We start from the raw sequence: 26,861 nt of genomic DNA on the forward strand, positions 1-26,861 counted from the left end.
AGTGCTTCGGAGCAAGCGCGCTCTCATGAGCGCTTTTGCCAAGAGCAGGACGAGACGATCAGCTATGGCGGCCCGCTTCTCGCGGTCGCGTCAGATCCGGGGGCTTTCACGCCTGCCGCCCGCGCGCTTTGTCCCGAGCCGCGCATGCTGCCTCAGCTCACGCGCGCGCTGATGCTGCGGCTGCTCTGCGTCACGCATTCCGCCAGAGGCGAGATCGACACGCCCGCGCTTCTGGCGGCGCTGCCCACCGACGAAGATCTGCGCCGTCTCGAAGGGCCGCTACTTAGCCCGGCGTTTCAAGAGCAAACGGCGCTAGGAGCCGCCATCCGGCTCAAAGAGCTGGTAGATGCGTCACGGGTTCCGGTCCAAGACGGCCTCAATCGCGTGCATGGGCTCACACCGATCCGACCCCAAATCGAGCGTCTCTTGGCCGGACTAATTGCCTGGCAGGCTGGCAAGGCCGATTGGTGCGATCTGCTCACCAGCGCGCTGATCTCGGGGCCGACGGGCTGTGGCAAGACGATGCTGGCCCGCGCCTTCGCGGCCCAAGTCTGCGTGCCCCTCGTAACCACGAGCTACGCGGAGTGCCAAAAGGCGGGCCATCTCGGGCAAATGCTCGCAGCGCTCGACACCGTGGTTAGTGAGGCCATCGCAAAAGCGCCCTGCGTGTTCTTTATCGATGAGATCGACAGCTTCGCCGATCGCACGATCCAGCATCGCAACAGCGAATATCAGCGCCACGTCGTCAACGCGATGCTGGTGCATCTCACACGGTTGGCGCAGGTGCCGGGGGTGATTGTGCTGGCGGCGACGAACCATCCAGAGCATGTCGATCCAGCGCTGCGACGGGCGGGGCGCCTCGATCTGCACCTGCGGATGCGTTATCCGGATCGGGCCGGGATCTCGGCAATCCTGCGCGATGCGCTCGGTCCGTCCGCGCCGGATCTTGGCACCGCAGCGGATTTACTGATCGGGGCCAGCGGCGCGACAGTTGACGGGGTGGCGCGCGCAGCCCTCGCAATCGCCCGGCAGCACGCTCGCCCGGCGACACCGGACGATCTCGTCGCAGCAGCGCAGGAGGTCGTTCCGGCGATGGCTCCCGGGCAGATCAAGCGCATGGCGGTTCACGAGGCCGGACACCTGCTCGCAGCCTTTCAGCTGCTTCCCACCCCGCCCACGAGCGCCTCAATCGGCCCCTCGGGCGGCACGATGGAGCTGCCGATCCAACCCGCCATTACCGAGACCGACTTTCGCGCGGCGATGATCATCAGGCTGGCCGGTCGGGCCGCTGAACTGGCGACATTCGGTGACGCTTCGATTGGAGCCGGCGGCACGGAGCAATCCGACCTCGCCCTCGCGACGCGCATCGCGATCGATGCTGTGACCCGACACGCGATGTTTAGCAGCGATCTGCTCTGGACGCCCGTCGCCCCCGAGCATCACCTGACAATGCCCAAGCACCTGCGCCTGCGCGTCACTGACCTCCTCGACACAGCAAACGCCGCCGCCCGTCAAATCGTTGCCGACTATCCCCAAGCCATTGAGACGATTGCTCAGGCACTGATCGAACACCGTGAGCTGGATGCGGGGCAAATCGCAGACTTGCGGGCGCGGATCCTGGATTCTGCCCGAGGTGTAAAAAATTCGATTCTGTGAGAGAATATTCTGATACGATGCTCTCGCGAGACAGCTCAAAGCACGCCAAGTTTTGATGAAGTTATCCCAGACAGGCAAAATGTAACTCAAAACGTAACTTAGAGCCAGTTTGGCCAAAAAAGGACAGATAAATGAAGGCTTTACAGAAATGGAGTGGCGGACAGTGAGGGATTCGAACCCTCGAGACGGTTCCCCGCCTACACACTTTCCAGGCGTGCGCCTTCGACCACTCGGCCAACTGTCCGTGACGCGCGGTTTAGCCGCAAAACCGGGCGTGATGCAAGAGGGGTTTGAGCAGAAGCTGCCCAGAGGGTGCGAAAGTTCTCGCGGCGCGCGAAATGATTTTATTTCGCGTGCGGGGGCGGTTGCGCGTGGGGGCTGTGCGGCCTAGCATGAGGTTTAGCCCTCTTTCACGCCCGCGCGGGTGGATCAAGGACGCGATGAAGATGAAAGACAGCCCCGGTCAAGGCCTTTCGGCTTTGCACGACGATCAGCGCCGTGAGCCGCGCCAGCTTACGAATGTGCTGTTGGGCATCATCGCTTTTGCACTGGTGCTGTTTTTGTTGGTGCAGGCGCGCTTTATCCTGATCTCGCTGGCGATTGCGATCATCCTGTTTTCGCTGACATCTGAGGCGATCAACGGGGTCGGGCGGTTGCGCATCGGGCCGCTACGCATTCCGCCGCGGGTGGCCTCGCTGATTGCGCTGGCGTTGATTGCTGGGGGGTTGCTGACGCTGACGGCGGTGCTGATCAGTCAGGTTAACACGGTCATCACGATTATCCTGAACTATGCAGGCCCCGCGCAGCGCGCGATTGCCGAGCTATTTGGCTGGATGGGCCCCGATGTTGAGCAATCGGTGCTGGAATCGATGCAGCGCATTCAAGTGGCAGGCTATTTGACGACGATGGCGGGGCAGGCATCGAACCTGCTTTCGGCGACGATTTTGGTCATTTTGTTCGTAGGCTTCCTATTTGCCGAGCGGATCTGGTTTGACGCCAAGCTCATGAGCCTGATGGGTGATGAGGAACGCGCTCGGCGCATCGCCAAGACCGTGGGCACGATCATGCGTCGGGTGAACCACTACCTGCTGGTCAAGGCGGCGGTCAGCGGCGTCACGGCCATCGCGGTTTATGGGGTGTTTACCTTTGGCGGGCTGGAATTGGCGGCACCGGTGGCCATCATCACGTTCGCGCTGAACTTCATTCCCTCGATTGGCTCGATTATCGCCACGATCATCGCGGCACTGGCGGCCTATGTGCTTACGCAAAACCCCTATCAGGCGGCCAGCGTGTTTGCGATCATCGGCGTGTTGCAATTCATCATCGGCAACGTGATTGACCCGATGCTGATGGGGCACGCGCTGCGGCTGTCAAGCTTTGGTATCATCATTTCGCTGGCCTTTTGGGGCGCGGTCTGGGGCTTGCCGGGGATGTTTTTAGCGGTGCCGATCATGGTGGCGCTGATGATCATCTGCGCGCAAAGCCCGACACTGCGCCCCTTGGCCGTATTGCTGTCGCGCGAAGGGCTGCCCGAATCCGAGCATTGAGATCTAGCGATCTGTCAGCGGTGGGCGTTGCGGTTCCCGCGATGAGGATAGCGGCTTGGGATTGCGTCGGCGTAGCCCATCTGCATCGCCGCGCTTGAGGCGCATGAAATAAAGCGCCGAGAGCGGCCCCATCATCCCGGTAGCCAGATAGGCAATGGTGAAAGCGTGCAGGGGCAGGGCGATCGACCCATCCGTTGCGCCCGCAGCGCCAGCCGTGAATTCTAGCACCACCCCGGCAAATGCGATGCCCAGCGCCAGCGAGATCTGCCGCGTCATTGCCGAAAACGCGGTGCCCGTGCTGATCTCGGATGCATCAAGATCGGCATAGGATATCGCATTTACCGCCGTGAACACCACCGCCTGCGCCGCGCCCCCGATCAGCAGCAGCGGGATTAGTTGCCAATCTGAGATACTGGTCACGCTGGCAAAGCCGGTAATCGTGACGCCCCGGATCAGCGCGGCCAGCACCATCACCGGCTTGAACCCAAAGCGATCCAGCAATCGGGGCGCAACTGCGCGCATCGACACCGCCCCGACCGCGTTCAGCCCACTCAGCGCGCCCGATACCATGATTGTCGTGCCAAGGCCAAGCTGGAAGAACAGCGGCAGCAGCAGCGAGATCGCCCCGTTTGAGAGGCGAAAGATCAGCCCGCCAATCGTGCCGATATCAAAGGTGCGGTGGCGAAACAGGCGCAGATCAAGCAGCGCATCGGTTCTTCCCGAGGCGCGCAATCCATAGACGATCAGCAAGATCCCCCCGACCACCGCCAAGCCCGTTGCCGCTTGCCAGGGCAAAATATGCTCGCCCAGTGCTGACAGCCCCGTCATGGCTGCGACAAGCCCCGTGGCCGACAGGACAAACCCTGTCAGATCAAAGGGTTTCGCCGTGGCTGGGCCATCCTTGGGCATCGCTTTCAAGGTCAACGCAATCGCGGCGGCGGCCAGTGGCAGGTTAATCAGAAAGATCGAACGCCAACCGAGGTACGTCGTGACCGAGGCCCCGACGAACGGCCCAATCGCAGGGCCGATCAGCGCGGGCAGGGTGACGTAAACCATCGCGCGGGTGATCTCTGATCGTTCGGTATGGCGCAGCACGATAATGCGCCCCACGGGCGACATCAGCGCCGCGCCAAGGCCTTGGACCGCGCGCGCTGCGACCAGACCGAGCAGGTTTGTTTGCAGCGCACAGACCAGCGAGGCGGCGGCAAAAACTCCCAGCGCGGCCAGAAATACCCGTTTCGCGCCATAGCGATCCGCGATCCAGCCCGAAACCGGCACAAAGGCCGCCAGAGCGATCAGATAGGTCGCCATTGCCATTTTCAACGACAACACCGGCACACCCAGATCGCGCGCGATCACTGGGATAGCGGTGGCTAAAACGGTGGCGTCCACCATCTCCATCAAAAGCGAGAGCGCCACCGTCAATGGCAGAATATGTTCGCGAAGGTTCTTTAGCATTTTGGGGGGCACTTAAATTTTAAAACATGCGCTAGGGCAGTTAGCGCATGTTTGCCTCAAGTCATCCCATTGGCCCGACAATCATCATCATCGGAAACAGCCCCGCCAGACCAATCGCGATCAGATAGATCGCCACGATGTAGCTCAGGAGGCGCGGAAATATCAGAATAAGCACCCCTGCAAACAACGCCATGAGGGGAGCAAGCATGACCATCGAACCAGAGTAAACCATTTAAACCTCCATCACTTCATCGGGCGGATCGCACGCTTAGTTCATGTACCAGCCATGGCTGACCACGAGGCTTTGCCCCGTTAAGGCGTTGGTGGGGAAGGCGGCGAACAGGTAGGCCACTTCGGCGACGTCTTCGACGGTGGTGAATTCTGTATCGACGGTGCCGCCCAGCATGATGTCACTGACGACCTTTTCTTCGGAAATACCCAAATCTTTCGCCTGTTCGGGGATCTGTTTTTCCACCAGCGGGGTTTTCACGAATCCGGGGCAGATCACATTCGCGCGCACGCCGTATTTGCCGCCCTCTTTCGAGATTACGCGCGCCAGTCCCAGCAGCCCGTGCTTGGCCGTGACATAGGCGGATTTGAGCGGTGAGGCCTCTTTGGAGTGAACCGAGCCCATGAAGATGATCGAGCCGGACCCTTGTTTCTTCATGTAGGGGATCACGGCTTTAGAGGTCAAAAAACCGCCATCAAGGTGGATCGCGAGCAGTTTTTTCCAATCCTTGAAGGGGAAATCCTCAATCGGGTGGACGATTTGGATGCCGGCGTTTGACACAAGCACATCGACGCTGCCCCATTTTTCAACCACCTCTTTGACGCCCGAATTAACGGCATTTTCATCGGTCACATCCATCTTGATGCCCATCGCGCTGCCGGGGCCTTGTTTGGTCAACGCATCAGCGGTCTCTTGGGCTTTGCTTAAATCAAGATCGGCAATCACAACCTTGGCCCCGTCCGCCACATAGCGCGTCGCAATTGCCTTACCGATACCCGAGGCAGAGCCGGTGATGATGCAGATTTTGTCTTTCAGATCGAGGGACATGGTTTAACTCCTTTCAATGGTGTGGAGACTTCCACTAATTGCCCGGTCGGGCCGGGCAATGCGCAGGTAATCCTCTGCCGTTGCGGCAGTGGTTCGCGTTGTTTTCCAGCAAGGTAGGATGATTTATGGCTTATAACTCGTTGAGATCAAAGGTTTTCATGCCCTCCCCTCGTTGCAGGAGCGCGTCCCAGTCGGCATTGGCATGGCTGCGCTGGACGTCTCGGACTCCGGCTTGCCAATGTTCCAGCATCGTGGGGCGCGAAAACTCATAATCCATTGCGCCGCTTTCATGGCTCCCATGGCGGTAGATTAAGTGAATTAGCGTGACATCGCTATAATCCGCCGCCCCTTGCAGCAGCGCTAGATCGGGATCGTCGTGCAGTTCGGGGGGCAGTTTTTCGCCCAACCGGCGTGCGATTTCCGCTACCCGCGCAAGGATTTGCATCCGCCGCGTGGCTGCACGATTGCGCGAGGAAAACCGTATCTCTTTTTGGCGCATATCAGCGTCGTAAAGCGTGTGGGGCGCCTCGCCAACGGCGGAGAACAGGTCGACTTGGTAGATCAGGAGGGGCGGGTCTTCCTCGCCTGCGTCGTTAATCTGTGAAGCGTCTTCAAGTACGTATTGCAACGGCGCATTGGACACCAAACCGCCATCCCAAAACAGCGCACCCTCAATCTGCACCGGCGCGAAAGCTGGCGGCAGTGCGCCCGACGCAATCACATGATCGGGTGTGATCGTGGTTTCGGTACTGTCGAAATAGGTCATGTTGCCGGTCTCGACATTCACCGTTCCAAGGCTGACCCGCATCTTTCCGTCATTGAGGCGATCAAAATCGGCCAGCTCCAATAGCGTCTCGCGCAGCGGGGTGGCGTCAAAGTAGCTGGCCTGCGTTGGATCATTAAAGCGGGTGAGCCAAGCGTTGGGAAAGCGTGGACGGTAAAAACCGGGCACGCCAAACATCAACTCTCTTATGGCGGCGCTCATGCTCCAGCTTTCGCGCGCGACTCCGAAAGGAATGAAGGGAAAGATGGCCGTTGCCCCGCTGACCCGTTCCCAGAAATTGCGCAGCGCTGCGATGCGCTTTTCGGGGGGATTGCCCGCGATCAGGGCGCAGTTGATCGCGCCGATTGAGGTGCCCGAAACCCAATCGGGGCTAAGCCCGCACTCCGCGAGTGCCTCGAAGGCCCCGGCCTGATAGGCTCCGCGCGCGCCACCGCCCTGCAAGACAAGCACCTTTTGACGATCTTTCGCAGCCTCTGGCGGCGGGGCTGCGGCGTGATGCAAAGGGCTGGCCTTGCGCGTTGCGCAGGCGCGCAGGCCAGATTTTCGGGATTTACTGTGATGAGTTTTTTGCGCCATGGGAGGGGCCTCGCAAGATCTTGTGTTAAGCTAACGAACCGCGTTGCATCGAGGTTCCGTCACGACAATGGCATATATGGTAACATCTGCGCGTCAAGAAAAAGGCCCGTTTTCAACGAGACGGACCGTTTGGGAAAGAGCGAACCCGCCCCCGCCACATCCGGAGAGACAGATCGCGGGGGCGGCTCGGGGACGGGGCGTCACGCTGGGGACGGGAGAGTGCATCCGATGCGTGGCGCGCCCGGTCCTCTGCGTGCATGAGGGAACAAGCGCGCAGAGATGGCGATCAGGTTTTGCCCGGCATAAGGGATTCAAGGCTCCATTCGGAAATCGGCACGCCCCAACTTGGCACGCGGCCCTTGTTGCGAAAGAAAATCTCTTTGTAGGCAATCTTTTGCATATAGGGCATTTTACCCATGCGCAGTTCCTGAATGTCGCCGCCAAACCAAGAGGTCGCGTGGATGTAAAATCCCTCGCCGCCGCCCATATCGCCAATGCAGATGACCGCAGGGTGCCAATCGACATTGGCCTCGGCCTCGCTCATCCGGCCCAGATCAGCTGCGATCTGACGCCCGACAACATCGCATTCCTGATGCCCGATGGCGCCCAGTTTTGGCACCGTCAGCGCGGCGGCATCGCCGCAGGAAAACACCTCGGGGTGATCGGGGTTGCGCATGCGCATATCGGTGACGATGAAGCCCACCTCATCGCTGACCGACAGCCCCTTGAGGAACGCGTGCGGCTTCCAATTGGGCAGCAGCACCTTAAGCTCGGCAGGCAGGCTGCGTCCGTCCCGAAATTCAATGGTGTCGGCGGTGATGCGTTTGATCCCCTCGACTTTGTTGACATAGTTGAACCCCATCGACCCCGCCGCGTCCAGCAGCGCGCCGACCACCTTTTCGCCCGCATCCTCGGCGATCAACTCGGCGGGGGTGAAGATGGTGATGTCCTTGGGGCCACCTTTGTTATTCTCGCCCAGCCAATGGGCCAGCGAGAGAGAGACCTCAACCGGCGGACCTTCGCACGCGGCCAGCGCGGTCGGCAGCCAGTCGGGGCGACCCTTATGACCCTGTTCGAAACGGTCTGAGCCTACGACAATCGGCCCGCCCTTGTAGTCGTTCTTGAGGTAGTCCATCAGCCGATTGGCCTGAAACGCGTCTGAGATCGCGTGGCCATATTCGGCAAAGCCCTCGATATCGTCATAGGCCAGACGCGCGCCCAGCGCGATCACCACATAATCGTAGCTCATCGTGTATTGCGGCGCGCCGGGGCGTTCGTTGGGAATGATCGAAACGGTTTTGGCGTCGATATTCAGCTCAGTGATCTCGGCTTGCATGAAACGGACGTCATCCTTGGCCAAGGCATCGACCAGATCCATATGCATCGTCACCGCCGGATCGCGCCCTTCAAAGGCCTCAAGCGGGATATTGGGAATGAAATCGAGATAGGCCTTGCGGTCGATCAATGTGATATCACACGCATCCCCGGCATAATCGCGGATCTTTTGCGCCGCGCCCAGACCTGCGAAATTGCCACCTAAAACAACAACTAGCGGTTTATTTTGAGGGGTGCTCATGCGACGATTCTCCTTCATTCAACGTATGTCTTTTCACGGGTCCAACTGATGCGCGGATGCTGCGGTTCCGATGTTTCAGCGCCCTCCTGTCAACGTGACAAAGCCGCGAGCTTGCGTGATCGGGGGGCAATACCGGTTAAGCGCGGAAAAGCGCTGATAGTTGTCACATGTCAAATGCGCGTTTTGCAAACTGTGCTAAAGTAATGCGTTCAACCTTAGGAGGATGATATGGCGACACCTAAATCTCCAACCAGTAAGAAAATGGCTGGATCTATGCAGATGCCAGATGCAGCTAGCGTCTCGCAGATGATGGCTCCGCATCTGCACATGGCTGAAAAGCTGATTGCGCAGAATATCGAGATGCTTGATTTCCTGAAGGCCCGCTTCGAGCGCGATCGCCAGATGCTGGGCAAGCTTACCGAGCAGCGGGACCCGATGAAGGCGATGAACCTATGGGGCGAGTTCTGGCAATGCACGATGACAGATTACAGCACGCAGATGACAAAGTTGGCGACATCAGCCAGCGGGCTGGCCGAGCAGGCGGTGCGCGCGGCGACTGAAGAAAGCGAGGCGATCACGCAAGCGGCCTCGGGCAAAGCGAGTTCTACAACTGGCAAGTCCGGTGTCAGCCTGACCGACGTGCCGGTCTGAGGCTACGCACCAAACGACGCGGCAGCGGGGGAATAGCCCGCCGCCCTGTCGTATCTATTTTTCCTTCGGGTCGATGATCGCCTTGATCTTGGGTATCAAGGTGGGCATTGTTTTTTTGACCATCGCGCTGATCTCGGGCTGTATGGCGGCCATCACTTGGGGCATTTTCGTCAATATAGACCGCCCGACCGGACTGCTGTAAAATGCGGTCATCGACTGAATTTCCTGCATTGTGAATAGTTTGGCGATCATATGGTTCTGATTTCCCATCAAATCACGCATCGGGCCGTCAAAGGTTTTCTGATAGAGCGCATCCAGCTTGGCCTTCTGCGCATCGTCCAGCGGATGGCCCTTTTTCGCCGCGAGATCAGCGAACGGCAGCCACATCGTTGAAACCATTTTGGGGATGTTTATTTCCTGCGTCGAGAGCGCCGCATAGGGTTCGGCCGCGACAACACGTTGCTCATAGGTGCTGGTGTCGGGCGTGACGGTTTGCAGATCGGGCATCGTTATGTTTGGCGTTGACGTCGTGTCTGTGGTCTGCGCCAGCGCGGGCGTCGCCAGCGCGATCATCAGCGCCGCGGTCATCAGGGAACGTGACATGGTAAGAACCTCTTTGAGTTGAATGACCTATGCGATAAGAGGCCCCGCAAGGGCACGCAACTCAACTTCTCTCACCTGTTCGTGCCAGCCTGTGACGCTGCGTAAGTCGCGCCTCAGCCCTTCCAGATCCAGCCACCGCCAAAGATGCGGCTGTTATCAGGCGCGTAGAACACGCAGGCCTGACCGGGGCTGACGCCTTCTTCGGGCACGATCAATTCGACCGTTGCCTCGGTAGCCGAGATCGGCCGAATGATCGCCTCGCGCGGGGGGCGGGTGGAGCGCACGCGGACCTTGAGGTGCCATTCCTCGCGTGAGGTAAACGGTTCATCGCCCAGCCAGTTGATTTCTCGCACCGGGATGACGCGCGTGGACAGCGCCTCTTTCGGCCCGACCACCACATGACGGGTGTCAGGGTCCAGCTTGACCACATAAAGCGGGTCTTCCAGACCGCCGATGCCAAGCCCGCGCCGCTGCCCGATCGTATAATGAATCACACCGCGATGCTGGCCCAGAATGTTGCCTTCCATATCCACGATATCGCCAGGATCGGCCGCACCGGGGCGCAACTTTTCGATCACGCTGGCATAATCGCCATTGGGCACGAAACAGATATCCTGACTGTCGGGTTTACCCGCCACGGCCAGCCCGTATTTCGCCGCAAGCGCGCGGGTCGCGTCTTTTGAGGGCAGATGGCCCAGCGGAAAACGCAGATAGGCAAGTTGGTCGGGCGTGGTCGAGAACAGGAAATAGCTTTGATCGCGGTTTGGGTCGGCGGCGCTGTGCAGCTCGGGACCCTGCGCGCCGATCTTGCGCTGAATGTAATGGCCCGTTGCCATGCAATCGGCATCGAGATCTTTAGCGGTCTCCAGCAAGTCCTTGAACTTCACGCGCTCGTTGCAGCGAATGCAAGGCACTGGGGTTGCCCCACCCAAATACGCATCGGCGAACTCGTCGATCACCGCCTCGCGGAAGGTGTTTTCGTAATCGAGTACGTAATGGGGAAAGCCCATTTCCTCGGCGACGCGACGCGCATCGTGAATATCTTGACCGGCACAGCACGCGCCCTTTTTCGCCAAAGCCGCGCCGTGATCGTAAAGCTGCAACGTCACGCCGACCACATCATAGCCTTCCTCGGCCAGTTGCGCGGCCACGACCGAGCTATCGACGCCACCTGACATGGCAACGACGACGCGCGTTTGCGCGGGGGGCTTGGCAAATCCCAGCGAGTTGAGTGGCAAATCTTTAGGCATGTTGAACGAACCCTTAACCAGACCCGCAGAAATATAGGAAAATGCGAGGCACTCACAACCCTCCGTTTCACTCAGTATTAAGGCTGATGACGCAAACTGCCTGCGTGAAGAGAGAAAAGGGGTGTCAAATGTATCTCAAAAAAGTCGATGGTCCGCGCGCTGTGACCTTGCCTGATGGCTCGATCCTGACGCGCGCTGATCTGCCGCCAGCACAGACCCGTCGCTGGGTCGCTAGCCGCAAAGCACTGATTGTTCAGGCGCTCTCCCATGGGTTGATTGATCGTGGTGAGGTGATTGAACGCTATGACCTGTCCGATGAAGAGCTGGATATCTGGATCAATGCCATAAAAAAACACGGACTAAAGTGCCTAAAAGTGACCGCGATCCAAAAATTTAGACAACTTTAAGTTGCATAGTCACGAAACCGTGCGAAGGTAACCGGGTATTAACCAATTGGTGTCAGGGTTCTTCCTGACCGAGGGATTAACGCGGAGAACCCAAGATGCGGATTTTGTTGGTGGAAGACGACCCAACCACGTCGCGCAGCATTGAATTGATGCTCACCCATGCGAATTTGAATGTCTATTGTACTGATCTCGACGAGGAGGGGATCGATCTTGCGAAGTTGTATGATTACGATCTGATCCTGCTGGATCTGAACCTGCCCGACATGAACGGGCACGAGGTGTTGCGCCAGTTACGCCTGTCCAAAGTGGACACGCCGATCCTGATTCTGACCGGATCGGACGATACCGAGAACAAGATCAAAGGCTTTGGCTCTGGCGCCGATGATTATATGACCAAACCGTTCCATCGTGAGGAACTGGTGGCGCGTATTCATGCGATCATCCGCCGCTCCAAGGGGCACGCGCAATCCATTATTCGCACCGGCAAGGTCTCGGTCAATCTAGATGCCAAAACGGTCGATGTCGCGGGCAAACCCGTGCATCTGACGGGCAAGGAATACCAAATGCTCGAACTGTTGAGCCTGCGTAAGGGCACGACGCTGACCAAGGAAATGTTCCTCAACCATCTGTATGGCGGGATGGATGAGCCAGAGTTGAAGATCATCGACGTCTTTATCTGTAAATTGCGCAAGAAAATGGCGGATGCCACGGATGGCGACAATTATATCGAGACCGTGTGGGGCCGGGGCTATGTTCTGCGCGACCCCGATCCCGAAGAATTTGAACGCCCGATTGCGATGGGTGCCTGAGCCCGCTGAACCGATGATCTCCGTCACGGCTCTTTACGCCTCCTTGGTGCGGCCCTAAACCTTGGGTCGAACCGAGGGGGTTTTTCATGGCCGATCAGACTAATATCTCGACCGATGAATTGACGCGTGCAAACGCCAAGGCAGAACTGCCTAATCTGATCGCACAGATCGAGGCGGCCAACGCAGCCTACCACACGCAGGACGCGCCCGAAATTTCGGATGCGGAGTATGACGGGTTAAAGCGCCGCCTTGCCGCAATCGAGGCGCGCTTTCCTGATCTGAAATCCGCCAATAGCCCCACTGAAAAAGTCGGCGCAGCGTTGGCCGAGGGCTTCGGAAAGATCACCCATGCGCAGCGCATGATGAGTCTGTCCAACGCGTTCTCGGATGAGGATGTGGGCGAATTCGACGACTCGATTCGTAGTTTTCTGGGGCTCGGGCCGGATGCCGCGCTGGCCTACACGGCTGAACCGAAAATCGATGGGCTGTCGCTGTCGATCCGCTATGAACAAGGCGAACTGGTCTATGCCGCGACGCGCGGCGATGGGACCGTGGGTGAAAACGTCACAGAAAATGCGCGCACGATTGCGGATATCCCGCACCACCTGAACGGCGCGCCTGACATTCTTGAGGTGCGCGGCGAGGTTTACATGGCGCATGCCGATTTCGAGGCGCTCAATACCCGCGCTTTGGAAAAAGGCGATAAGGCTTTCGCCAACCCGCGCAACGCGGCCGCCGGATCATTGCGCCAGTTGGATGCGCGCATCACCGCCGCGCGCCCGCTGAAATTTTTTGCCTATGCGTGGGGTGAGGTTTCGGAGGCGCTGGCCGACACGCAAAAGGGGGCGATTGACCACCTCGCCGCGCTGGGGTTTCAGACCAACCCGCTGACAACGCTTTGTAACGGCCCGTCCGAGATGCTGGATCACTATCACCAGATTGAGGCGATGCGCGCCGACCTCGGCTATGATATCGACGGCGTGGTCTACAAGGTGAACGATCTTGCACTGCAGCGTCGCCTAGGGTTTCGCTCGACCACGCCGCGGTGGGCAATCGCGCATAAATTCCCCGCCGAACTGGCTTGGACCCGGCTTGAGGCGATAGAAATTCAAGTCGGGCGCACCGGCGCGCTGAGCCCCGTGGCGCGTCTTGCGCCGGTCACGGTCGGCGGTGTGGTGGTGTCCAACGCGACCCTGCATAACGAGGATTACATCGCCGGGCGCGACAGTCACGGCGCGCCGATCCGCGAAGGGCGCGATATTCGCGTCGGCGATTTGGTGCAGGTTTACCGCGCCGGGGATGTGATTCCGAAAATCGCCGATGTCGATCTGAGCCAACGCCCAGAGGACTCGCAGCCATTTGAATTTCCGACGAAATGCCCGCGCTGTGGGTCGGATGCCATCCGCGAGGAGGGCGATTCCGTGCGCCGCTGCACCGGCGGTCTGATCTGCCCTGCGCAGGCGGTCGAAAAGCTGAAACATTTCGTTTCTCGCGCGGCTTTTGACATCGATGGCATGGGCGCCAAGCAGGTTGAGGCGTTTTACGAAGACGGCTGGATCCGCGAACCCGCCGACATTTTCACCCTCGAGGAACGCTACGGCCAAGGCCTGCAACAGCTTAAAAACCGCGAGGGTTGGGGCGAAAAATCCGCGCTCAAACTGTTTGACGCCATCGCGCAAAAGCGCAGAATCCCCCTCGCGCGGCTTATTTACGCACTTGGCATTCGCCATGTGGGCGACACCAGCGCGGGCCTTTTGGCGACCCATTACGGCACATGGCAGGCGTTCGAATCCGCGATGACGCAGGCCGAGATCGGGCAGGGCGCTGAGTGGGAGGATTTGCTCTCGATTGACGGGGTGGGGGCGACGCTGGCGACCTCGGTGATAGCGACCTTCCACCAAGAAGCTGAACGTGCGTCCATCGACCGCCTCGTTGCCCATCTTGACGTGCAAGAGGCCGAAAAGCCAAAATCTGACAGCGAAATTTCGGGCCTTACCGTTGTTTTCACCGGCTCTTTGGAGCGCATGACACGGGCCGAGGCCAAGGCGCGCGCCGAAAGTTTAGGTGCCAAGGTGGCAGGGTCCGTCAGTGCGAAAACCGACATCTTGGTCGCGGGCCCCGGCGCAGGATCGAAGGCCAAAAAGGCGGCTGATCTGGGTATCCGCGTGATTGACGAAAACGCCTGGATCGCGCTTGCGGAGGGCACATGAGCGGGCGCCCCGAGGCGCTGTTTCCGCTGTTTGCGGGGCTCGAAACGCTGGCCGGGATCGGGGAAAAGACGGCGAAATCTTTTGCGCCGATGGGCATAACCGTGCCGCGCGATCTGCTGTTCACGCTACCCCATTCGGTGATCGATCGCCGCCCCGTCAAGACTGTGCAAGGCGTGCCAGCCGGTAGCGTGGTGACGGTCGAACTGACCATTGATAGCCACAGCCCGGCGCGCCGTCGGGGGCTGCCCGACCGGGTGCTGTGCCATGACGCTGAAATCGACGTGACGCTGATCTTTTTTCATGCGCGCGGCGACTGGTTGGCGCGGCATTTGCCGGTGGGCGCGCGCCGCGTTGTGTCGGGCAAGCTTGAGATTTACGATGGCATGGCGCAGATCGTGCATCCCGATCACATGCTGCCCCCCGATCAAGCCGATGAAATCGCACGTTTTGAGCCAGTTTATCCGCTGACTGCAGGGATTAGTCAAAAGCTGATGACCAAGGCGGCGCAATCCGCGTGCGCCCTTGCGCCGCAGATGACGGAATGGGTCGACCCAGCGCTGAAGGCGCGCGAGGGCTGGCCCGATTGGAACGCGGCGCTGCGTGACGCGCATGCGCCCGAGGGGGTGGCCGACGTAATGTCAACCGCGCCCGCGCGCGCGCGTCTGGCCTATGATGAGTTGTTTGCGCATCAATTGACGCTCGCCCTTGCGCGCAGACAGGCGCGCCGCAAACCGGGGCGGGTCACGCAGGGTACCGGCGTTCTGACGCGCAAGGTATTGGAATCGCTGCCATATAACCCGACCAATGCGCAGACCCGCGCGATTGCTGAGATTGTTGGTGATTTGGCCTCAACGCGTCGGATGAACCGGCTTTTGCAGGGCGATGTCGGCTCGGGCAAGACGTTGGTAGCGTTCATGGCGCTGCTGACGGCGGTCGAGGCAGGCGGGCAGGGCGTAATGATGGCACCCACAGAAATCCTTGCGCGCCAGCATCTTGAGGGGCTCGCCCTCTTGGCACAGGCGGCGGGCATTCGCCTTGATTTATTAACTGGGCGTGACAAAGGGGCTGAGCGCGCACGCAAGCTTGCCGATCTCGCGCGGGGCAAAATCGCGATACTGGTGGGCACGCATGCGGTGTTCCAAAAAGACGTTGTTTTCCATGATCTTCGCCTTGCCGTCACCGATGAACAACACCGTTTCGGCGTGGCGCAGCGGATGGAACTGGCCAGCAAGGGGCAGGCGGTTGATAGTTTGGTGATGACCGCGACGCCGATCCCGCGCTCGCTGGCGCTGGCGCAATATGGCGATATGGATGTGAGCTTGCTGGATGAAAAGCCACCCGGCCGCCAGCCAATCACGACCGCGCTGATTGCCTCGGAACGGCTTGACGAGGTGGTGGCGCATCTGCGCCGTGCCGTGGCCGAGGGCCGTCAAGCCTACTGGGTTTGCCCGTTGGTCGAGGAAAGCGAGCGCGTCGATCTGACCTCGGCAGAGGATCGGTTTCGCCATCTGCGCGCCGAGTTGGGCGAGGGCGTGGTCGGGCTTGTGCATGGCCAGATGCCACCGGCAGAAAAAGACGCCGCGATGGCGGATTTCGTGGCCGGGCGCACCGCCGTTCTGGTCGCAACCACGGTGATTGAGGTGGGCGTCAACGTGCCTAACGCCTCAATCATGGTGATCGAGCGCGCCGAAAGCTTTGGCCTGGCGCAGCTTCACCAGCTTCGCGGACGCGTCGGGCGCGGCTCTGCGGCCTCGACCTGTCTGATGATCTATCAATCCCCGCTCAGCGAGACGGGCGAACGCCGCTTGCGCATTCTGCGCGAGACCGAAGATGGGTTTCGCATCGCCGAAGAGGATCTCGCGATGCGCGGCGCAGGCGATATGATTGGCACGGCGCAATCCGGGTTGCCGCGCTTTCGTATCGCCGATCTGGAGCGTCAGGCCGGTCTACTTGCGATTGCACAAACTGACGCGCGCAAGCTGTTGCACGACGATCCCGATCTAAGCGGACCGCGCGGTCAAGCGGCGCGCCTGCTTTTGTGGCTGATGGGGCAAGATCAAGCGATCCGTCTGATCAATGTTGGCTGAACAATCCCTTCAAATCTGACGTATGTTCTCCAATGTTCTCAAAAAGTTCTTTACACATCGTAAAGAATATGAGAACAAAGTAGCAACAGAGATGAAGGAGACCCAAATGGCCCAACAAATCAAAGCTGCTTTCGCAAGAAACCAGAACACGCTGCTGCAAGACGCCATTGGCGGTGTCGCGCTTTGTGTAAGCTTTCTCATCGCGCTTTATTTGCCCGGGCTGTTGTGATCCTTCGCCTCTTTTGCCTCTGACGTTACTGCCTCGCGCTTTCTGCTTTGCCGCACCTGTCCCAAGCAAACGCGGCCCGCCTGTCCCAAGGTTTTGCCTGTCCGAAAGCGCAAACTCGCCGCCATCCCTTAACCGGGATGGCGGTTTTTTTATGGTTAAAGGGGAAGGGGTTAGGCCACGATGGCGCTGTCAAATGCCGCGAGCGTTGCCTCGGGGGCGAGCAGGATTGAGCCGTGGCGATTGGGGTAGTCGCGCGCGGCTGTCAGCACCTCATACTCGCCAAAGGGCGCATCTGGAACGGACCCACCTTTGAGCATCGCCGCCAACTGATCGCGCAGCCGCGCCACTTGATCGCGCGAACACCCGATCACATGCGCGCCAAAGATCGCCGCCGAGGCTTGACCGAGCGCGCAGGCGTGCACCGTCTGACTATAACCGCTGATCCGCCCATCTTGCAGCGTGATCGCGACCTCTACTGTCGAGCCGCATAACGGCGCGCGCTTGCGCATCACCGCATCGGGAGCGACCAGCGGATCGGTGAATGGCATATCGGCGGCCAGCGCCAAAATGCGCTGGGAATAGAGTTTGATCAGATCGGCGTCGCTCATGGCTTTTCCCTTTGCTCCGTCCGGGGTAGATAGGGGGAGTGCAACCCAAAGGAAAGTGCCGATGCCATTTGATCCTGCCAACCTGCGCTATGACGCCAACGGTCTGATCCCCGCGATTGCGCAGGATTACCAGAGTGGTGAGGTGCTAATGATGGCTTGGATGAATGCGAAAAGCATCGCGATCACACTTGAAAAAGGCCATGTAACCTATTGGTCAAGATCGAGGAATGCACTTTGGGCTAAGGGAGAAAGCTCGGGGCATGTGCAAACCCTGCGCGAGATGCGGATCGATTGTGACCGCGATTGTCTGTTGTTGTTGGTCGATCAGGTGGGGCCAGCCTGTCACACCAATCGACGCTCGTGTTTTTATACTGCGATCCGCGATGGCGATGAGGTTGAGATTCTCAAGCCGATTGAGGACTAGCATCTAAAGACCGACCATGCGGCGGATATCGGCGGGACTTGCGCCGTCTTCCCGGTATTTCGCGATGGCGCGAGCATCGTCGCGTTTCGCCAAGCGTTTTCCGTTCTCGTCACGAATAAGCTTATGATGGCAATAACTTGGCGTTGGAAGCTCAAGTAGGTTTTGCAACGTTACATGGATTTTTGTGGCTTCAAACAGATCCTCGCCACGGATGACATGCGTGACCCCTTGCGCTGCATCATCCAGCACCACAGAGAGGTGGTAGGAGGTTCCCATATCGCGCCGCGCCAGCACGATATCACCAGCGTCCCGCTGCATTTGTTCGGGGGTGATTTGCTGCGTGCCTTCCGGGGCTTTGCAAAGTTCGGTAAAGGAACAATGGCGCGCAGCGCGAAGCGTGTTCAGCCGCAAGGGCTTATCCGGCAAAGACTGACCAGACTGCGGGGCGCCGCTTGTTCTGCAGGTACCGGGATAGATCAGCCCGTCGGGTCCAAACGCGGCCCCTTCTTGGGGGGCATTTACGGCCTCTTCAATATCGCGCCTAGTGCAGCTGCAGCTATACAGGAACCCAGATTGCCAAAGTTTATCAAGGGTTTCTCGATAGATGCTAAGGTGCTCTGACTGGCGCATCACAGGCCCGTCCCAAGTGATCCCAAGCCAGCGTAGATCGTCGTAAATCTGCGCTTCCCAATGCGGGCGCGCGCGGCTTTGGTCGATATCCTCGATACGCAGCAGAAACTTGCCACTCGCTTTGCGCGCCATGTCATGCGCCAAAAACGCGCTATAGGCATGACCTAAATGAAGTGGCCCGGTGGGCGATGGCGCGAACCGGGAAATCACTTTAGGTTTGGCCTTCAAGCCATTGAGTAAACGTTTCTTTTGCGCGATCTGTATAGGCTTTGTAGCGGTCTTTGCGCCCACGCCGACCGCCTTTGGCATCAATCGGCGGGAACAGCCCGAAATTGACGTTCATTGGCTGAAATGTCTTCGCCTCGGCACCGCCGGTGATATGGGTGATCAGCGCGCCCATCGCGGTGTCAGGGCCGGGCGGCGGCACTTCACGCCCCTGCAGTTCCGCCGCAGCCATCCGACCCGCCAGCAGCCCCATCGCGGTGCTTTCGACATAACCCTCGACACCAGTGATCTGCCCGGCAAAGCGCAGATGCGGGTGCGATTTGAGACGCATCTGGGCATCGAGAAGCGTCGGAGAGTTGATGAACGTGTTGCGGTGAATGCCACCAAGACGCGCAAACTTTGCATCTTGTAGGCCCGGAATCATCCGAAAAACAGAGGCTTGCGCACCATGCTTCATCTTCGTTTGAAAGCCGACGATATTGTAAAGCGTGCCAAGCGCGTTGTCGCGACGCAGTTGCACCACGGCGTAGGGTTTGTTCTGCGGGTCGTGATCATTGGTCAGCCCAACGGGCTTCATCGGGCCAAAACGCAGCGTCTCGCGGCCACGTTCGGCCATGACCTCGATGGGCAGGCAGCCATCGAAATAGCCCGCCGTTTCGCCCTCGTGGAACTCGGTCTTTTCGGCCGCCAGAAGCGCGTCGATGAAGGCCTCATACTGATCATGAGTCATCGGGCAGTTGATATAGGCGGTGCGCTCTTCCTCGCTCTCGCCCTTGTCATAGCGCGACTGTCGCCACGCCACGGACATGTCGATGCTTTCGGCATAGACGATCGGGGCGATGGCATCGAAAAACGCCAAACGGTCGGCCCCGGAGGCCGCAGCAATCGCGCCGCCAAGCGTGGCGGAGGTCAGCGGACCGGTAGCAAAGACCCAGTTGCCACTTGAGGGAAGCGTTGTAACTTCTTCTTCAACAAAGGAAATATTACCATGCGCGCGCAGCTGTTCGGTGACAGATTGCGAGAATGCCTCGCGATCTACCGCCAATGCACCACCCGCCGGAAGGCGATATTTGCGCGCCATTTCCATGATCAGTCCACCCGCCGCGCTCATCTCCCAATGCAATTGGCCAACGGCATTGCGCTCATCATCATCGGAACGAAACGAATTCGAGCAGACCATTTCCGCAAAATTGCCCGTCTGATGAGCAAAGGTTTCGACCTTGGGGCGCATTTCGTGCAGTACGACGTGCACGCCAGCATTGGCCGCCTGCCAGGCCGCTTCTGATCCGGCCATTCCGCCGCCGACGATGTGGAGTTCTTGGGTCATAATCTGCCTGATACAATTGAAAAGCTGCGCGTGCAATCCGCGCAGCTTTTCAGATTTTTCTTGTCTCGCCTGCCTAGCCCTTAGAGGCCGGGCAGCAAATCCTGTAGTCCGCGTTGCGAGAAGCTGGTGCCTTGTCCGGCCCCGAACGTCGCGCGTACACCAAGACCGATATAACCCTCGGCATCGGCACCTTGCGCATCAACGCGCCCGACTTCGCCGTAAACGCTGTAGCTTGAGGCCAGCTTGTAATCCGCCGTCACGCCGATCCGGTTGTAATCATCGCCGCGCCCGTTAAACGCATCCAGACGCCCGCCAAGTGAGAAGCGATCATTGAGAGCATAACTGCCACTCAGCCCCAGCGCGGTGCCGTCCGACCCGGTTTCGGTGTGCCAAAGATAGCCTTCCAGATCGATCATATTTAGCGTCTGGCTGGCCTCGAGACCGTAGAAATCGACATTCTGGCTGTCGACCCGATCGCGCCCAGCGAAAACACCGACCGCCGTGCCTTGCATCGGGCGATAAACCCCGTGCAGCGCGAACATACCGCCGTTTACACTGGTCCCGCCAAAGCGGTTCAGCGCCATATCGCCTTGCACGCTAAACGCGGGCGAGAAGGCGACCTCCAGCGAGCCGAAGGCCGAAAGCTTATCAGCGTCGCTTGCCGAACCGGTCAGGCTTGAATAGCTCACCCCGACCTGCGCGCCGCTCACTTCGGCGGCTTGTGCCATTGGCGCGTTTAGCGCCGTGCTTGCGGCCAACGCAGCGACCGCACCATATATCCACTGTTTCATGTTCTGCCTCATGGTAAATGCCCGGGCGTGTTCTCCGCCCGGTGCGGGTTTAGGTTTCTGCTGTTTCATCGCCAGCTTGTTCGGCGAGTCCTTCGACGTCGTCCTCATCGCCCTGATCGGCAATGCGCGCGACCGAGACGACCTCTTCGTTCTTGGCGGTGTTAAAGACGCGCACCCCGCCAGCCGAACGCGAGCGGAATGAGATGTCTTGCACCGGGCACCGGATCGATTGACCTGTTGAGGTGGCCAGCATGATTTGATCGCTCATCTCGACCGGGAAGGAGGCCACGAGCCTGCCGCCGGGCATCCGCTTGTCAAAGGCAGTGACGCCCTGACCACCACGTCCGCGCAGCGGATAATCGTGGCTCGACGAGATCTTGCCCACGCCTTTGGCAGCGATGGTTAGCATCAGGTTCTGCGCCTCGCGCATTTCGGCGTAACGCGCCTCCGATAGGGTACCATTTTCAACGGGCTCTTCTTCACCATCAACCTCGGTCTCGGCGGCCTCTTCGCTGCCCATCTCTGCGCGGAACCGCTTGATGAAGGCAACGCGTTCCCACGGTTCGGCCTCAAAGTGGCGGATCACCGACATCGAGACGACCTCATCGTCAGGGCGCAGACGAATGCCGCGCACACCAACCGAGTTGCGCGAGTTGAACACCCGCACGTCAGGCACCGCAAAACGGATCGCGCGGCCCCCGGCGGTGAACAGCATCACGTCGTCATCCTCGGAACAGATGCGCGCATTGATTAGGCGCACACCCTCATCCTCGAACTTCATTGCGATCTTGCCGTTGCGCATAACATTTGTGAAGTCTGACAAGCGGTTACGGCGCACAGTTCCAGCAGATGTCGCAAAGACGATTTGCAAATCGTCCCAGTCTTCCTCGGCGCGATCCACCGGCATAATCGCGGCAATCGAAACGCCCGTCGGGATCGGCAGAATGTTCACAATCGCCTTGCCTTTGGACTGACGCGAGCCCAGCGGCAACTGCCAGCATTTCATCTTGTAAACCATGCCTTCGGTCGTGAAGAACAGCAGCGGCGTGTGAGTGTTGGCGACAAACAGCGTCGTGACGGCGTCGTCCTCTTTCAACGAGCCGCCCGACAGCCCCTTGCCACCGCGTTTCTGCGTGCGGAAATCGGCCAAGGTGGTGCGTTTGATATAGCCGCCTTGCGTGATCGTGACGACCATGTCCTCACGCTCGATCAGGTCTTCGTCATCGAGATCGCCCGCCCAATCGATGATCTCGGTGCGCCGCGGCACGGCGAATTGCTCTTTCACTTCGCGTAGCTCGTCGGCAATGATCGCCATGATGCGTTCACGCGAGGCGAGGATGGCGAGGAAATCGCGGATTTTACCGGCCAGTTCGGCCAGCTCGTCAGTGACTTCCTTGACGCCGATCTGGGTCAGGCGTTGCAGGCGCAATTCAAGGATCGCGCGGGCCTGCGCCTCGGAGAGGTTATAGGTGCCATCATCGTTCACCGGATGCAGCGGATCGTCGATCAGCTTGAGATATTCAAGGATCTCATGGGCCGGCCAGCGCCGCGTCATCAGCTTTTCGCGCGCCTCGGCCGCATCGGTAGAGGCGCGGATCGTGGCCACCACCTCATCGACATTGCTGACGGCAGCGGCAAGACCGCAAAGAATATGGCTACGCTCGCGCGCTTTGCGCAGTTCGAACGCGGTGCGGCGTGCAACAACTTCTTCGCGGAAAGTAATGAAATAGCTCAGGAATTGGCGCAGCGTCAGCTGTTCTGGTTTGCCGCCATTCAGCGCCAGCATGTTGCAGCCAAACGAGGTTTGCATCTGCGTAAAGCGATGCAACTGGTTGAGCACAACATCAGGCGTCGCATCGCGTTTCAGCTCAATCACAACGCGCACACCGACGCGGTCAGATTCATCAGCGATGTTGGAAATGCCCTCAAGGCGCTTGTCGCGCACCAGTTCGGCCATTTTCTCGATCATCGAGGCTTTGTTAACCTGATAGGGAACTTCGTCGATGACGATCGCAAAGCGGTCTTTGCGGATTTCCTCGATATGCGACTTGGCGCGAATAATGACCGAGCCGCGCCCCTCAAGATAGGCTTTGCGCGCGCCGCCCCGACCCATGATAAGCGCACCCGTCGGAAAATCGGGGGCGGGCACGATCGCCATGATTGCCTCATCCGACATGTCGGGATTGTCGATCAGCGCCAGCGTAGCGTCGCAAATCTCGCCCAGGTTATGAGGGGGGATATTGGTCGCCATACCGACTGCAATACCGCCCGCACCATTGACGAGCATATTGGGATAGCGCGCGGGCAGAACCGAGGGTTCGCGGTCCTTGCCATCGTAGTTGTCCTGAAAATCGACCGTATCTTTTTCGATATCGGCCAGCAGAGCGGCCGCAGGCTTGTCCATGCGCACTTCGGTGTAGCGCATCGCAGCGGCGTTATCGCCATCCATCGAGCCGAAGTTGCCCTGACCGTCCAGCAGCGGCAGCGACATCGAAAATGGCTGCGCCATCCGCACCAGCGCGTCATAAATAGCCGCGTCGCCGTGGGGGTGATATTTACCCATCACATCGCCCACCGGACGCGCCGATTTGCGATAGGATTTGTCATGCGTGTTGCCGGTCTCGTGCATTGCGTAAAGAATGCGCCGGTGAACCGGTTTCAGACCGTCCCGCAGATCGGGAATCGCGCGGCTCACGATCACGCTCATCGCGTAATCGAGATAGGCGGTCTTCATTTCTTGTGCGATGGAAACGGTCGGGCCGAGATAGGTCGGCCGCTCGGGGCCGTCTTCTTCGATGTCCGGCGGTTCAGGAGTGTCAGTCACGCGCGCCTCGATGCTCTAGATATTGTTGTGCCAAGTTATACGCGCCCCAAGCGGCGGGTGCAATCGCCAAGGGCAGAAGCGGTGCGCCTGTGGGCGGTTTTGGGACGCTCCGCGGGGAGTATTTATGGCCAGATGAAAAACGGGCGTGCTTTCATCTGGCTCTAAATACTCCCGCCGGAGGCATCTGGTCTTGCTTTCAGGCGCTGCGGCGCGCTTTGAGAAACGCCCACAGCCAAATGCCCGCCAGTACAAGCGAGCCGATCGCGTTGAGGTTTGCCATCGTGACGCCAAATATCTCCCACGGGATTTCATCGCAGCGCACCAAGGGCGCGGCGTTGATTTGCGCCATCAGATCTGCCGCCGACAGCGTGCTATTTACCGCGCCCGAGGTGCAGTCAGAAGGGCCTGCGAAAATATGACGCTCGACGCCGGAATGATAAAAGCCAAGCCCTGAGGTCGTCAGCGCCGCCAGCATCCCCAACAAGGCCGTCCAAGCGGGCAGGCGGAATGCAAGGATCGCGAGCCCGATCACAACAGCAACCAGATGCGGCCAGCGCTGCCAGATGCACAGGTGACACGGCGCATAGCCCATCGCCTGAAACATCAGCGCGCCGGCCAGAACAAAGGCCGAGCCAGCGGCGGCGTACCCGATCAGCATTCGGGGCGGGAAGGGATCTCTCATCAGATATACTTCAACAGGTAAAAGCCGCCGATCAACAACACGACGAACAGGGTGAACAGAAGGCCGAGCCAGCGCTCGATGAAGGTCTTAATTGGTGCGCCAAATTTCCACAGCAAGCCTGCAAGGATGAAAAAGCGCAGCGAGCGTGCGAGCACCGACACGCCCAAGAATAGTGGCGGAGACAGGTGGGTTGCCCCAGAAAAGATCGTGATAACCTTGTAGGGGAACGGCGTCACGCCCGCGATCAGCACCGCCCAGCCGCCCATTTCGTTAAATCGCAGGGCCAGCTCGTCGAAACTTTGCGCCTTGCCGTAAAACTGCAAGATCGGTTGGCCGATCACATCCATGAACCCATAGCCGATCAGATAGCCCAGACAGCCCCCCGCCACCGAGCCCGCCGTCGCGACCAGCGCAATTTTCCAAGCCCGCCATGGCGTTGCAAGGATCATCGGAATCATCAGCACATCGGGGGGAATCGGAAAGACCGAAGCCTCAACAAAGGCGGTGATGGCGAGAAACCACATTGCTTTGGGATGGCTCGCCTTGGCCATCGTCCAGTCATAGATACGCCGGATCATTTATTTTGGCCTCGATTGCCTTTGCTGATCCGCTTCGTGCCTGCGCGCGCGCGCAAGGTCAAGCGCGCCAGTGCTGTTCACTCGCGTGTGATCACGCTAATCTACACCCAAAGTTTGACGGGAGATCAGGGCAATGCAATGGCGAGGGCGGCGCGGCAGCCGCAATATCGAGGACCGGCGCGGGCAATCGCGGATGTCGGGCAGCAAGACAGTGCGTCTTGGCGGGGGCGGGCTGGGCGTATTGGCGATTGTGGTTGTGGGCTATTTCCTTGGCGTAGATCTGACGCCTTTGTTGGATGGCACGCAGCAAGGCCCAGTCACGCAGCAAAGCGGGCCGCTGAGCGAGCGTGAAAAATCGATGGGCGATTTCGTGTCCGTTACCTTGGCCGATACCGAAGAAGTCTGGCAGGGGATATTTACGCAGCAACTTCGCCAGACCTATCACCCGGTGACGCTGGTTCTTTATAGTGGGGTCACGCGGTCCGCTTGTGGCAATGCCAGTGGCGCGACGGGGCCGTTTTACTGTCCTGCTGATACGCGCGTTTATCTCGACACCGCGTTCTTTGATACGCTTAGCCAGCAGCTTGGCGCCAAGGGCGATTTTGCCGCCGCCTATGTCGTGGCCCATGAGGTTGCCCACCATGTGCAGGACGAACTGGGCATTTTGGGCAAGGTCAACGATCTGCGCGCGCAAAGCTCTGCGGCGCAATCCAACGCCCTTTCCGTTCGCATCGAATTGCAGGCCGATTGTTTCGCCGGAATATGGGCGCGCGCCGCGCAAGACGAGATCGGCACGATTGAACCGGCTGACATTGCCGAGGCGATGAATGCGGCTGCACGGATCGGGGACGACACCTTACAACGCGAGGCGGGCAGGGCGGTTATGCCCGACAGTTTCACCCATGGTTCTTCGGTGCAGCGCCAGCGCTGGTTCCAGCAGGGCTACCAGAGTGGTGACCTACGTCAGTGCGACACATTTTCTGTGCGAAATCTGTGATCGAAGCGCTTGTCATAGTCGTACGGTTTCGCTAGAGGAAGCGCACTGGGCCCGAGTGGCGGAATGGTAGACGCAGCGGATTCAAAATCCGCCGACGCAAGTCGTGCGAGTTCGAGTCTCGCCTCGGGCACCAGCCCAGCCCCTTTTCTTTATGTCTTTCTCCTCGCGCGCCCAAGCGCGTGACTGCGGCCCGCTTTGCGCGGCTCGTACCCCGTTGAGGCGACGTTCCCCGTGAGTGATTCGGAAATTGGAGCCGCATTTGATGAAACAAACGATGATTTTCGCGGGTGTTGGACACAATCCGAGAACAATGTATGCGTGACTGTGTCACGATTATGGCCACAAATTGGGCGCGATCTGGAAACGATAGCGGGGGCATTTCGTTTCCAAATTGTAAACAATCCGACAGAGCTTCCCTCTTTAGAATCAGTGTTTGCGGCCTCTTAACGTGAACTTTTAGACAGGTTTACGATAAATCGTGACGATTTTTTTGACGGTTTGTGAAACAATTACTGCGCTGCAGAAAGTTCCGATGGGTGCAGGTGCAGCATATTTTTGCATCAATCAGGGTAAATGCGGCAAGACTGCGGCAATTTCCCCTTTCTTTGTGACGCAACTGTGTCCATTTTTAGCCCATGCCCAGTGGGGGCATCATGGCCATGGGGGTGGCCAGTGTGGGGACGGCATCTAGGGATGCATGCTCGACAGCTGCCAGCGAGACGCGCCTGAGGGCTCAGCGATACTCGCGCCAAGGACAGGCGAACCGATGACATCGGCGCGCCCGGTCGGAGGGAAGTTGTCTGTATGCAAGCGCGGAACATCCTGACCTTCACTTCAATTCATCGGGGCAATAGCCCTATCGAGACATCGGCGCT

The 26,861-nt window shown here is 59.2% G+C and carries 24 protein-coding genes and 2 tRNA genes; 11 read left to right on the forward strand and 15 right to left on the reverse strand.

Annotated features, from left to right (window positions below; translation table 11 throughout):
• A partial coding sequence (locus ACN0SD_RS16120; protein ID WP_417809251.1) for an AAA family ATPase occupies window positions 1–1,656 on the forward strand: 1,656 nt, incomplete at its 5' end.
• 154 nt (window positions 1,657–1,810) lie between these two features.
• Here the strand turns inward: ACN0SD_RS16120 and ACN0SD_RS16125 are convergent.
• Window positions 1,811–1,900 (reverse strand) — tRNA-Ser (locus ACN0SD_RS16125).
• Window positions 1,901–2,102: 202 nt separating this feature from the next.
• Here ACN0SD_RS16125 and ACN0SD_RS16130 point away from each other — a divergent pair.
• Entirely contained in the window at window positions 2,103–3,203 is a 1,101-nt protein-coding gene (locus tag ACN0SD_RS16130) for an AI-2E family transporter (RefSeq protein ID WP_417809252.1), read from the forward strand.
• 3 nt (window positions 3,204–3,206) lie between these two features.
• Here ACN0SD_RS16130 and ACN0SD_RS16135 read toward each other — a convergent pair whose 3' ends face one another.
• From ACN0SD_RS16135 to ACN0SD_RS16155, 5 genes are all read right to left on the reverse strand, one after another.
• Window positions 3,207–4,661: an MFS transporter gene (locus ACN0SD_RS16135; protein ID WP_417809253.1), complete on the reverse strand. Its 1,455-nt coding sequence runs from the start codon at window positions 4,659–4,661 to the stop codon at window positions 3,207–3,209.
• A 61-nt stretch (window positions 4,662–4,722) separates the two neighbouring features.
• Entirely contained in the window at window positions 4,723–4,893 is a 171-nt protein-coding gene (locus ACN0SD_RS16140) for a DUF3096 domain-containing protein (RefSeq protein WP_417809254.1), read from the reverse strand.
• A 36-nt stretch (window positions 4,894–4,929) separates the two neighbouring features.
• The gene (locus tag ACN0SD_RS16145; RefSeq protein ID WP_417809255.1) at window positions 4,930–5,718 is read right to left on the reverse strand and encodes a 3-hydroxybutyrate dehydrogenase; all 789 of its coding nucleotides are present in this window, start codon (window positions 5,716–5,718) and stop codon (window positions 4,930–4,932) included.
• 130 nt (window positions 5,719–5,848) lie between these two features.
• On the reverse strand, window positions 5,849–7,078 hold the full coding sequence (locus ACN0SD_RS16150; protein WP_417809256.1) for a patatin-like phospholipase family protein: 1,230 nt from the start codon (window positions 7,076–7,078) through the stop codon (window positions 5,849–5,851).
• Window positions 7,079–7,364: 286 nt separating this feature from the next.
• Window positions 7,365–8,654, reverse strand: a complete 1,290-nt coding sequence (locus ACN0SD_RS16155; protein ID WP_417809257.1) for an NAD(P)/FAD-dependent oxidoreductase — start codon at window positions 8,652–8,654, stop codon at window positions 7,365–7,367.
• 228 nt (window positions 8,655–8,882) lie between these two features.
• Here ACN0SD_RS16155 and ACN0SD_RS16160 point away from each other — a divergent pair, with 228 nt between their 5' ends.
• Window positions 8,883–9,305: a phasin family protein gene (locus ACN0SD_RS16160; RefSeq protein WP_417809258.1), complete on the forward strand. Its 423-nt coding sequence runs from the start codon at window positions 8,883–8,885 to the stop codon at window positions 9,303–9,305.
• Between the two features lie 54 nt (window positions 9,306–9,359).
• On the opposite strand, the gene ACN0SD_RS16165 is transcribed toward ACN0SD_RS16160, so the two are convergent.
• Complete coding sequence (locus ACN0SD_RS16165; protein ID WP_417809259.1) at window positions 9,360–9,908, reverse strand: DUF2059 domain-containing protein; 549 nt, start codon at window positions 9,906–9,908, stop codon at window positions 9,360–9,362.
• Window positions 9,909–10,021: 113 nt separating this feature from the next.
• Window positions 10,022–11,158: a tRNA 2-thiouridine(34) synthase MnmA gene (gene mnmA, locus ACN0SD_RS16170; RefSeq protein ID WP_417809260.1), complete on the reverse strand. Its 1,137-nt coding sequence runs from the start codon at window positions 11,156–11,158 to the stop codon at window positions 10,022–10,024.
• A 128-nt stretch (window positions 11,159–11,286) separates the two neighbouring features.
• Here mnmA and ACN0SD_RS16175 point away from each other — a divergent pair, with 128 nt between their 5' ends.
• From ACN0SD_RS16175 to ACN0SD_RS16195, 5 genes are all read left to right on the forward strand, one after another.
• Complete coding sequence (locus ACN0SD_RS16175; RefSeq protein ID WP_417809287.1) at window positions 11,287–11,565, forward strand: DUF1153 domain-containing protein; 279 nt, start codon at window positions 11,287–11,289, stop codon at window positions 11,563–11,565.
• A 95-nt stretch (window positions 11,566–11,660) separates the two neighbouring features.
• Window positions 11,661–12,374 carry a response regulator transcription factor CtrA gene (ctrA, locus tag ACN0SD_RS16180; protein WP_417809261.1) on the forward strand — a complete coding sequence of 238 codons (714 nt, stop codon included), beginning with the start codon at window positions 11,661–11,663 and terminating at the stop codon, window positions 12,372–12,374.
• An 86-nt stretch (window positions 12,375–12,460) separates the two neighbouring features.
• Window positions 12,461–14,584 (forward strand): NAD-dependent DNA ligase LigA, encoded by a 2,124-nt coding sequence (gene ligA, locus ACN0SD_RS16185; protein WP_417809262.1) that lies wholly within the window; start codon window positions 12,461–12,463, stop codon window positions 14,582–14,584.
• Window positions 14,581–16,671 carry an ATP-dependent DNA helicase RecG gene (gene recG / locus ACN0SD_RS16190; RefSeq protein ID WP_417809263.1) on the forward strand — a complete coding sequence of 697 codons (2,091 nt, stop codon included), beginning with the start codon at window positions 14,581–14,583 and terminating at the stop codon, window positions 16,669–16,671. Before ligA ends, recG begins: the two co-directional genes overlap by 4 nt.
• 106 nt (window positions 16,672–16,777) lie before the next feature.
• Window positions 16,778–16,900 (forward strand): hypothetical protein, encoded by a 123-nt coding sequence (locus ACN0SD_RS16195; protein WP_417809264.1) that lies wholly within the window; start codon window positions 16,778–16,780, stop codon window positions 16,898–16,900.
• Between the two features lie 170 nt (window positions 16,901–17,070).
• Here ACN0SD_RS16195 and ACN0SD_RS16200 read toward each other — a convergent pair whose 3' ends face one another.
• Window positions 17,071–17,508, reverse strand: a complete 438-nt coding sequence (locus ACN0SD_RS16200; protein ID WP_417809265.1) for an iron-sulfur cluster assembly scaffold protein — start codon at window positions 17,506–17,508, stop codon at window positions 17,071–17,073.
• Between the two features lie 61 nt (window positions 17,509–17,569).
• Here ACN0SD_RS16200 and hisI point away from each other — a divergent pair, with 61 nt between their 5' ends.
• On the forward strand, window positions 17,570–17,932 hold the full coding sequence (hisI, locus tag ACN0SD_RS16205; protein ID WP_417809266.1) for a phosphoribosyl-AMP cyclohydrolase: 363 nt from the start codon (window positions 17,570–17,572) through the stop codon (window positions 17,930–17,932).
• A 3-nt stretch (window positions 17,933–17,935) separates the two neighbouring features.
• Here hisI and gluQRS read toward each other — a convergent pair whose 3' ends face one another.
• The 6 genes from gluQRS to ACN0SD_RS16235 all read right to left on the reverse strand — a co-directional run bounded on the left by gluQRS (window position 17,936) and on the right by ACN0SD_RS16235 (window position 24,989).
• Window positions 17,936–18,772 carry a tRNA glutamyl-Q(34) synthetase GluQRS gene (gluQRS, locus tag ACN0SD_RS16210; RefSeq protein WP_417809267.1) on the reverse strand — a complete coding sequence of 279 codons (837 nt, stop codon included), beginning with the start codon at window positions 18,770–18,772 and terminating at the stop codon, window positions 17,936–17,938.
• A gap of 1 nt (window position 18,773) precedes the next feature.
• Window positions 18,774–20,114: a methylenetetrahydrofolate--tRNA-(uracil(54)-C(5))-methyltransferase (FADH(2)-oxidizing) TrmFO gene (gene trmFO, locus ACN0SD_RS16215; RefSeq protein WP_417809268.1), complete on the reverse strand. Its 1,341-nt coding sequence runs from the start codon at window positions 20,112–20,114 to the stop codon at window positions 18,774–18,776.
• Window positions 20,115–20,194: 80 nt separating this feature from the next.
• Window positions 20,195–20,905, reverse strand: a complete 711-nt coding sequence (locus ACN0SD_RS16220) for a hypothetical protein (protein WP_417809269.1) — start codon at window positions 20,903–20,905, stop codon at window positions 20,195–20,197.
• Window positions 20,906–20,954: 49 nt separating this feature from the next.
• The gene (gene gyrA / locus ACN0SD_RS16225) at window positions 20,955–23,729 is read right to left on the reverse strand and encodes a DNA gyrase subunit A (protein ID WP_417809270.1); all 2,775 of its coding nucleotides are present in this window, start codon (window positions 23,727–23,729) and stop codon (window positions 20,955–20,957) included.
• A gap of 196 nt (window positions 23,730–23,925) precedes the next feature.
• Window positions 23,926–24,411 (reverse strand): disulfide bond formation protein B, encoded by a 486-nt coding sequence (locus ACN0SD_RS16230; protein ID WP_417809271.1) that lies wholly within the window; start codon window positions 24,409–24,411, stop codon window positions 23,926–23,928.
• The gene (locus tag ACN0SD_RS16235) at window positions 24,411–24,989 is read right to left on the reverse strand and encodes a YqaA family protein (protein WP_295533695.1); all 579 of its coding nucleotides are present in this window, start codon (window positions 24,987–24,989) and stop codon (window positions 24,411–24,413) included. Before ACN0SD_RS16235 ends, ACN0SD_RS16230 begins: the two co-directional genes overlap by 1 nt.
• Before the next feature lie 133 nt (window positions 24,990–25,122).
• Between ACN0SD_RS16235 and ACN0SD_RS16240 the strand changes: the two genes are divergently transcribed.
• Window positions 25,123–25,986 (forward strand): neutral zinc metallopeptidase, encoded by an 864-nt coding sequence (locus tag ACN0SD_RS16240; protein ID WP_417809272.1) that lies wholly within the window; start codon window positions 25,123–25,125, stop codon window positions 25,984–25,986.
• A 49-nt stretch (window positions 25,987–26,035) separates the two neighbouring features.
• A tRNA-Leu gene (locus ACN0SD_RS16245) sits at window positions 26,036–26,119 on the forward strand.
• Window positions 26,120–26,861 lie beyond the last annotated feature (742 nt).

Source organism: Thioclava sp., assembly GCF_048263065.1.
Classification (GTDB): domain Bacteria; phylum Pseudomonadota; class Alphaproteobacteria; order Rhodobacterales; family Rhodobacteraceae; genus Thioclava.

What these genes read in the sequence shown, in the direction of transcription:
- hisI (WP_417809266.1), top strand. Translation starts at nt 17,570, where the DNA reads ATGCCATTTGATCCTGCCAACCTGCGCTATGACGCCAACGGTCTGATC.
- ACN0SD_RS16160 (WP_417809258.1), top strand. Translation starts at nt 8,883, where the DNA reads ATGGCGACACCTAAATCTCCAACCAGTAAGAAAATGGCTGGATCTATG.
- ACN0SD_RS16240 (WP_417809272.1), top strand. Translation starts at nt 25,123, where the DNA reads ATGCAATGGCGAGGGCGGCGCGGCAGCCGCAATATCGAGGACCGGCGC.
- ACN0SD_RS16235 (WP_295533695.1), bottom strand. Translation starts at nt 24,989, where the DNA reads ATGATCCGGCGTATCTATGACTGGACGATGGCCAAGGCGAGCCATCCC.
- ACN0SD_RS16135 (WP_417809253.1), bottom strand. Translation starts at nt 4,661, where the DNA reads ATGCTAAAGAACCTTCGCGAACATATTCTGCCATTGACGGTGGCGCTC.
- ctrA (WP_417809261.1), top strand. Translation starts at nt 11,661, where the DNA reads ATGCGGATTTTGTTGGTGGAAGACGACCCAACCACGTCGCGCAGCATT.
- recG (WP_417809263.1), top strand. Translation starts at nt 14,581, where the DNA reads ATGAGCGGGCGCCCCGAGGCGCTGTTTCCGCTGTTTGCGGGGCTCGAA.
- ACN0SD_RS16140 (WP_417809254.1), bottom strand. Translation starts at nt 4,893, where the DNA reads ATGGTTTACTCTGGTTCGATGGTCATGCTTGCTCCCCTCATGGCGTTG.
- ACN0SD_RS16175 (WP_417809287.1), top strand. Translation starts at nt 11,287, where the DNA reads ATGTATCTCAAAAAAGTCGATGGTCCGCGCGCTGTGACCTTGCCTGAT.
- ACN0SD_RS16145 (WP_417809255.1), bottom strand. Translation starts at nt 5,718, where the DNA reads ATGTCCCTCGATCTGAAAGACAAAATCTGCATCATCACCGGCTCTGCC.
- ACN0SD_RS16220 (WP_417809269.1), bottom strand. Translation starts at nt 20,905, where the DNA reads ATGAAACAGTGGATATATGGTGCGGTCGCTGCGTTGGCCGCAAGCACG.
- trmFO (WP_417809268.1), bottom strand. Translation starts at nt 20,114, where the DNA reads ATGACCCAAGAACTCCACATCGTCGGCGGCGGAATGGCCGGATCAGAA.
- ACN0SD_RS16130 (WP_417809252.1), top strand. Translation starts at nt 2,103, where the DNA reads ATGAAAGACAGCCCCGGTCAAGGCCTTTCGGCTTTGCACGACGATCAG.
- ACN0SD_RS16150 (WP_417809256.1), bottom strand. Translation starts at nt 7,078, where the DNA reads ATGGCGCAAAAAACTCATCACAGTAAATCCCGAAAATCTGGCCTGCGC.
- mnmA (WP_417809260.1), bottom strand. Translation starts at nt 11,158, where the DNA reads ATGCCTAAAGATTTGCCACTCAACTCGCTGGGATTTGCCAAGCCCCCC.
- ACN0SD_RS16195 (WP_417809264.1), top strand. Translation starts at nt 16,778, where the DNA reads ATGGCCCAACAAATCAAAGCTGCTTTCGCAAGAAACCAGAACACGCTG.
- ACN0SD_RS16230 (WP_417809271.1), bottom strand. Translation starts at nt 24,411, where the DNA reads ATGAGAGATCCCTTCCCGCCCCGAATGCTGATCGGGTACGCCGCCGCT.
- ACN0SD_RS16165 (WP_417809259.1), bottom strand. Translation starts at nt 9,908, where the DNA reads ATGTCACGTTCCCTGATGACCGCGGCGCTGATGATCGCGCTGGCGACG.
- ACN0SD_RS16200 (WP_417809265.1), bottom strand. Translation starts at nt 17,508, where the DNA reads ATGAGCGACGCCGATCTGATCAAACTCTATTCCCAGCGCATTTTGGCG.
- ACN0SD_RS16155 (WP_417809257.1), bottom strand. Translation starts at nt 8,654, where the DNA reads ATGAGCACCCCTCAAAATAAACCGCTAGTTGTTGTTTTAGGTGGCAAT.
- ligA (WP_417809262.1), top strand. Translation starts at nt 12,461, where the DNA reads ATGGCCGATCAGACTAATATCTCGACCGATGAATTGACGCGTGCAAAC.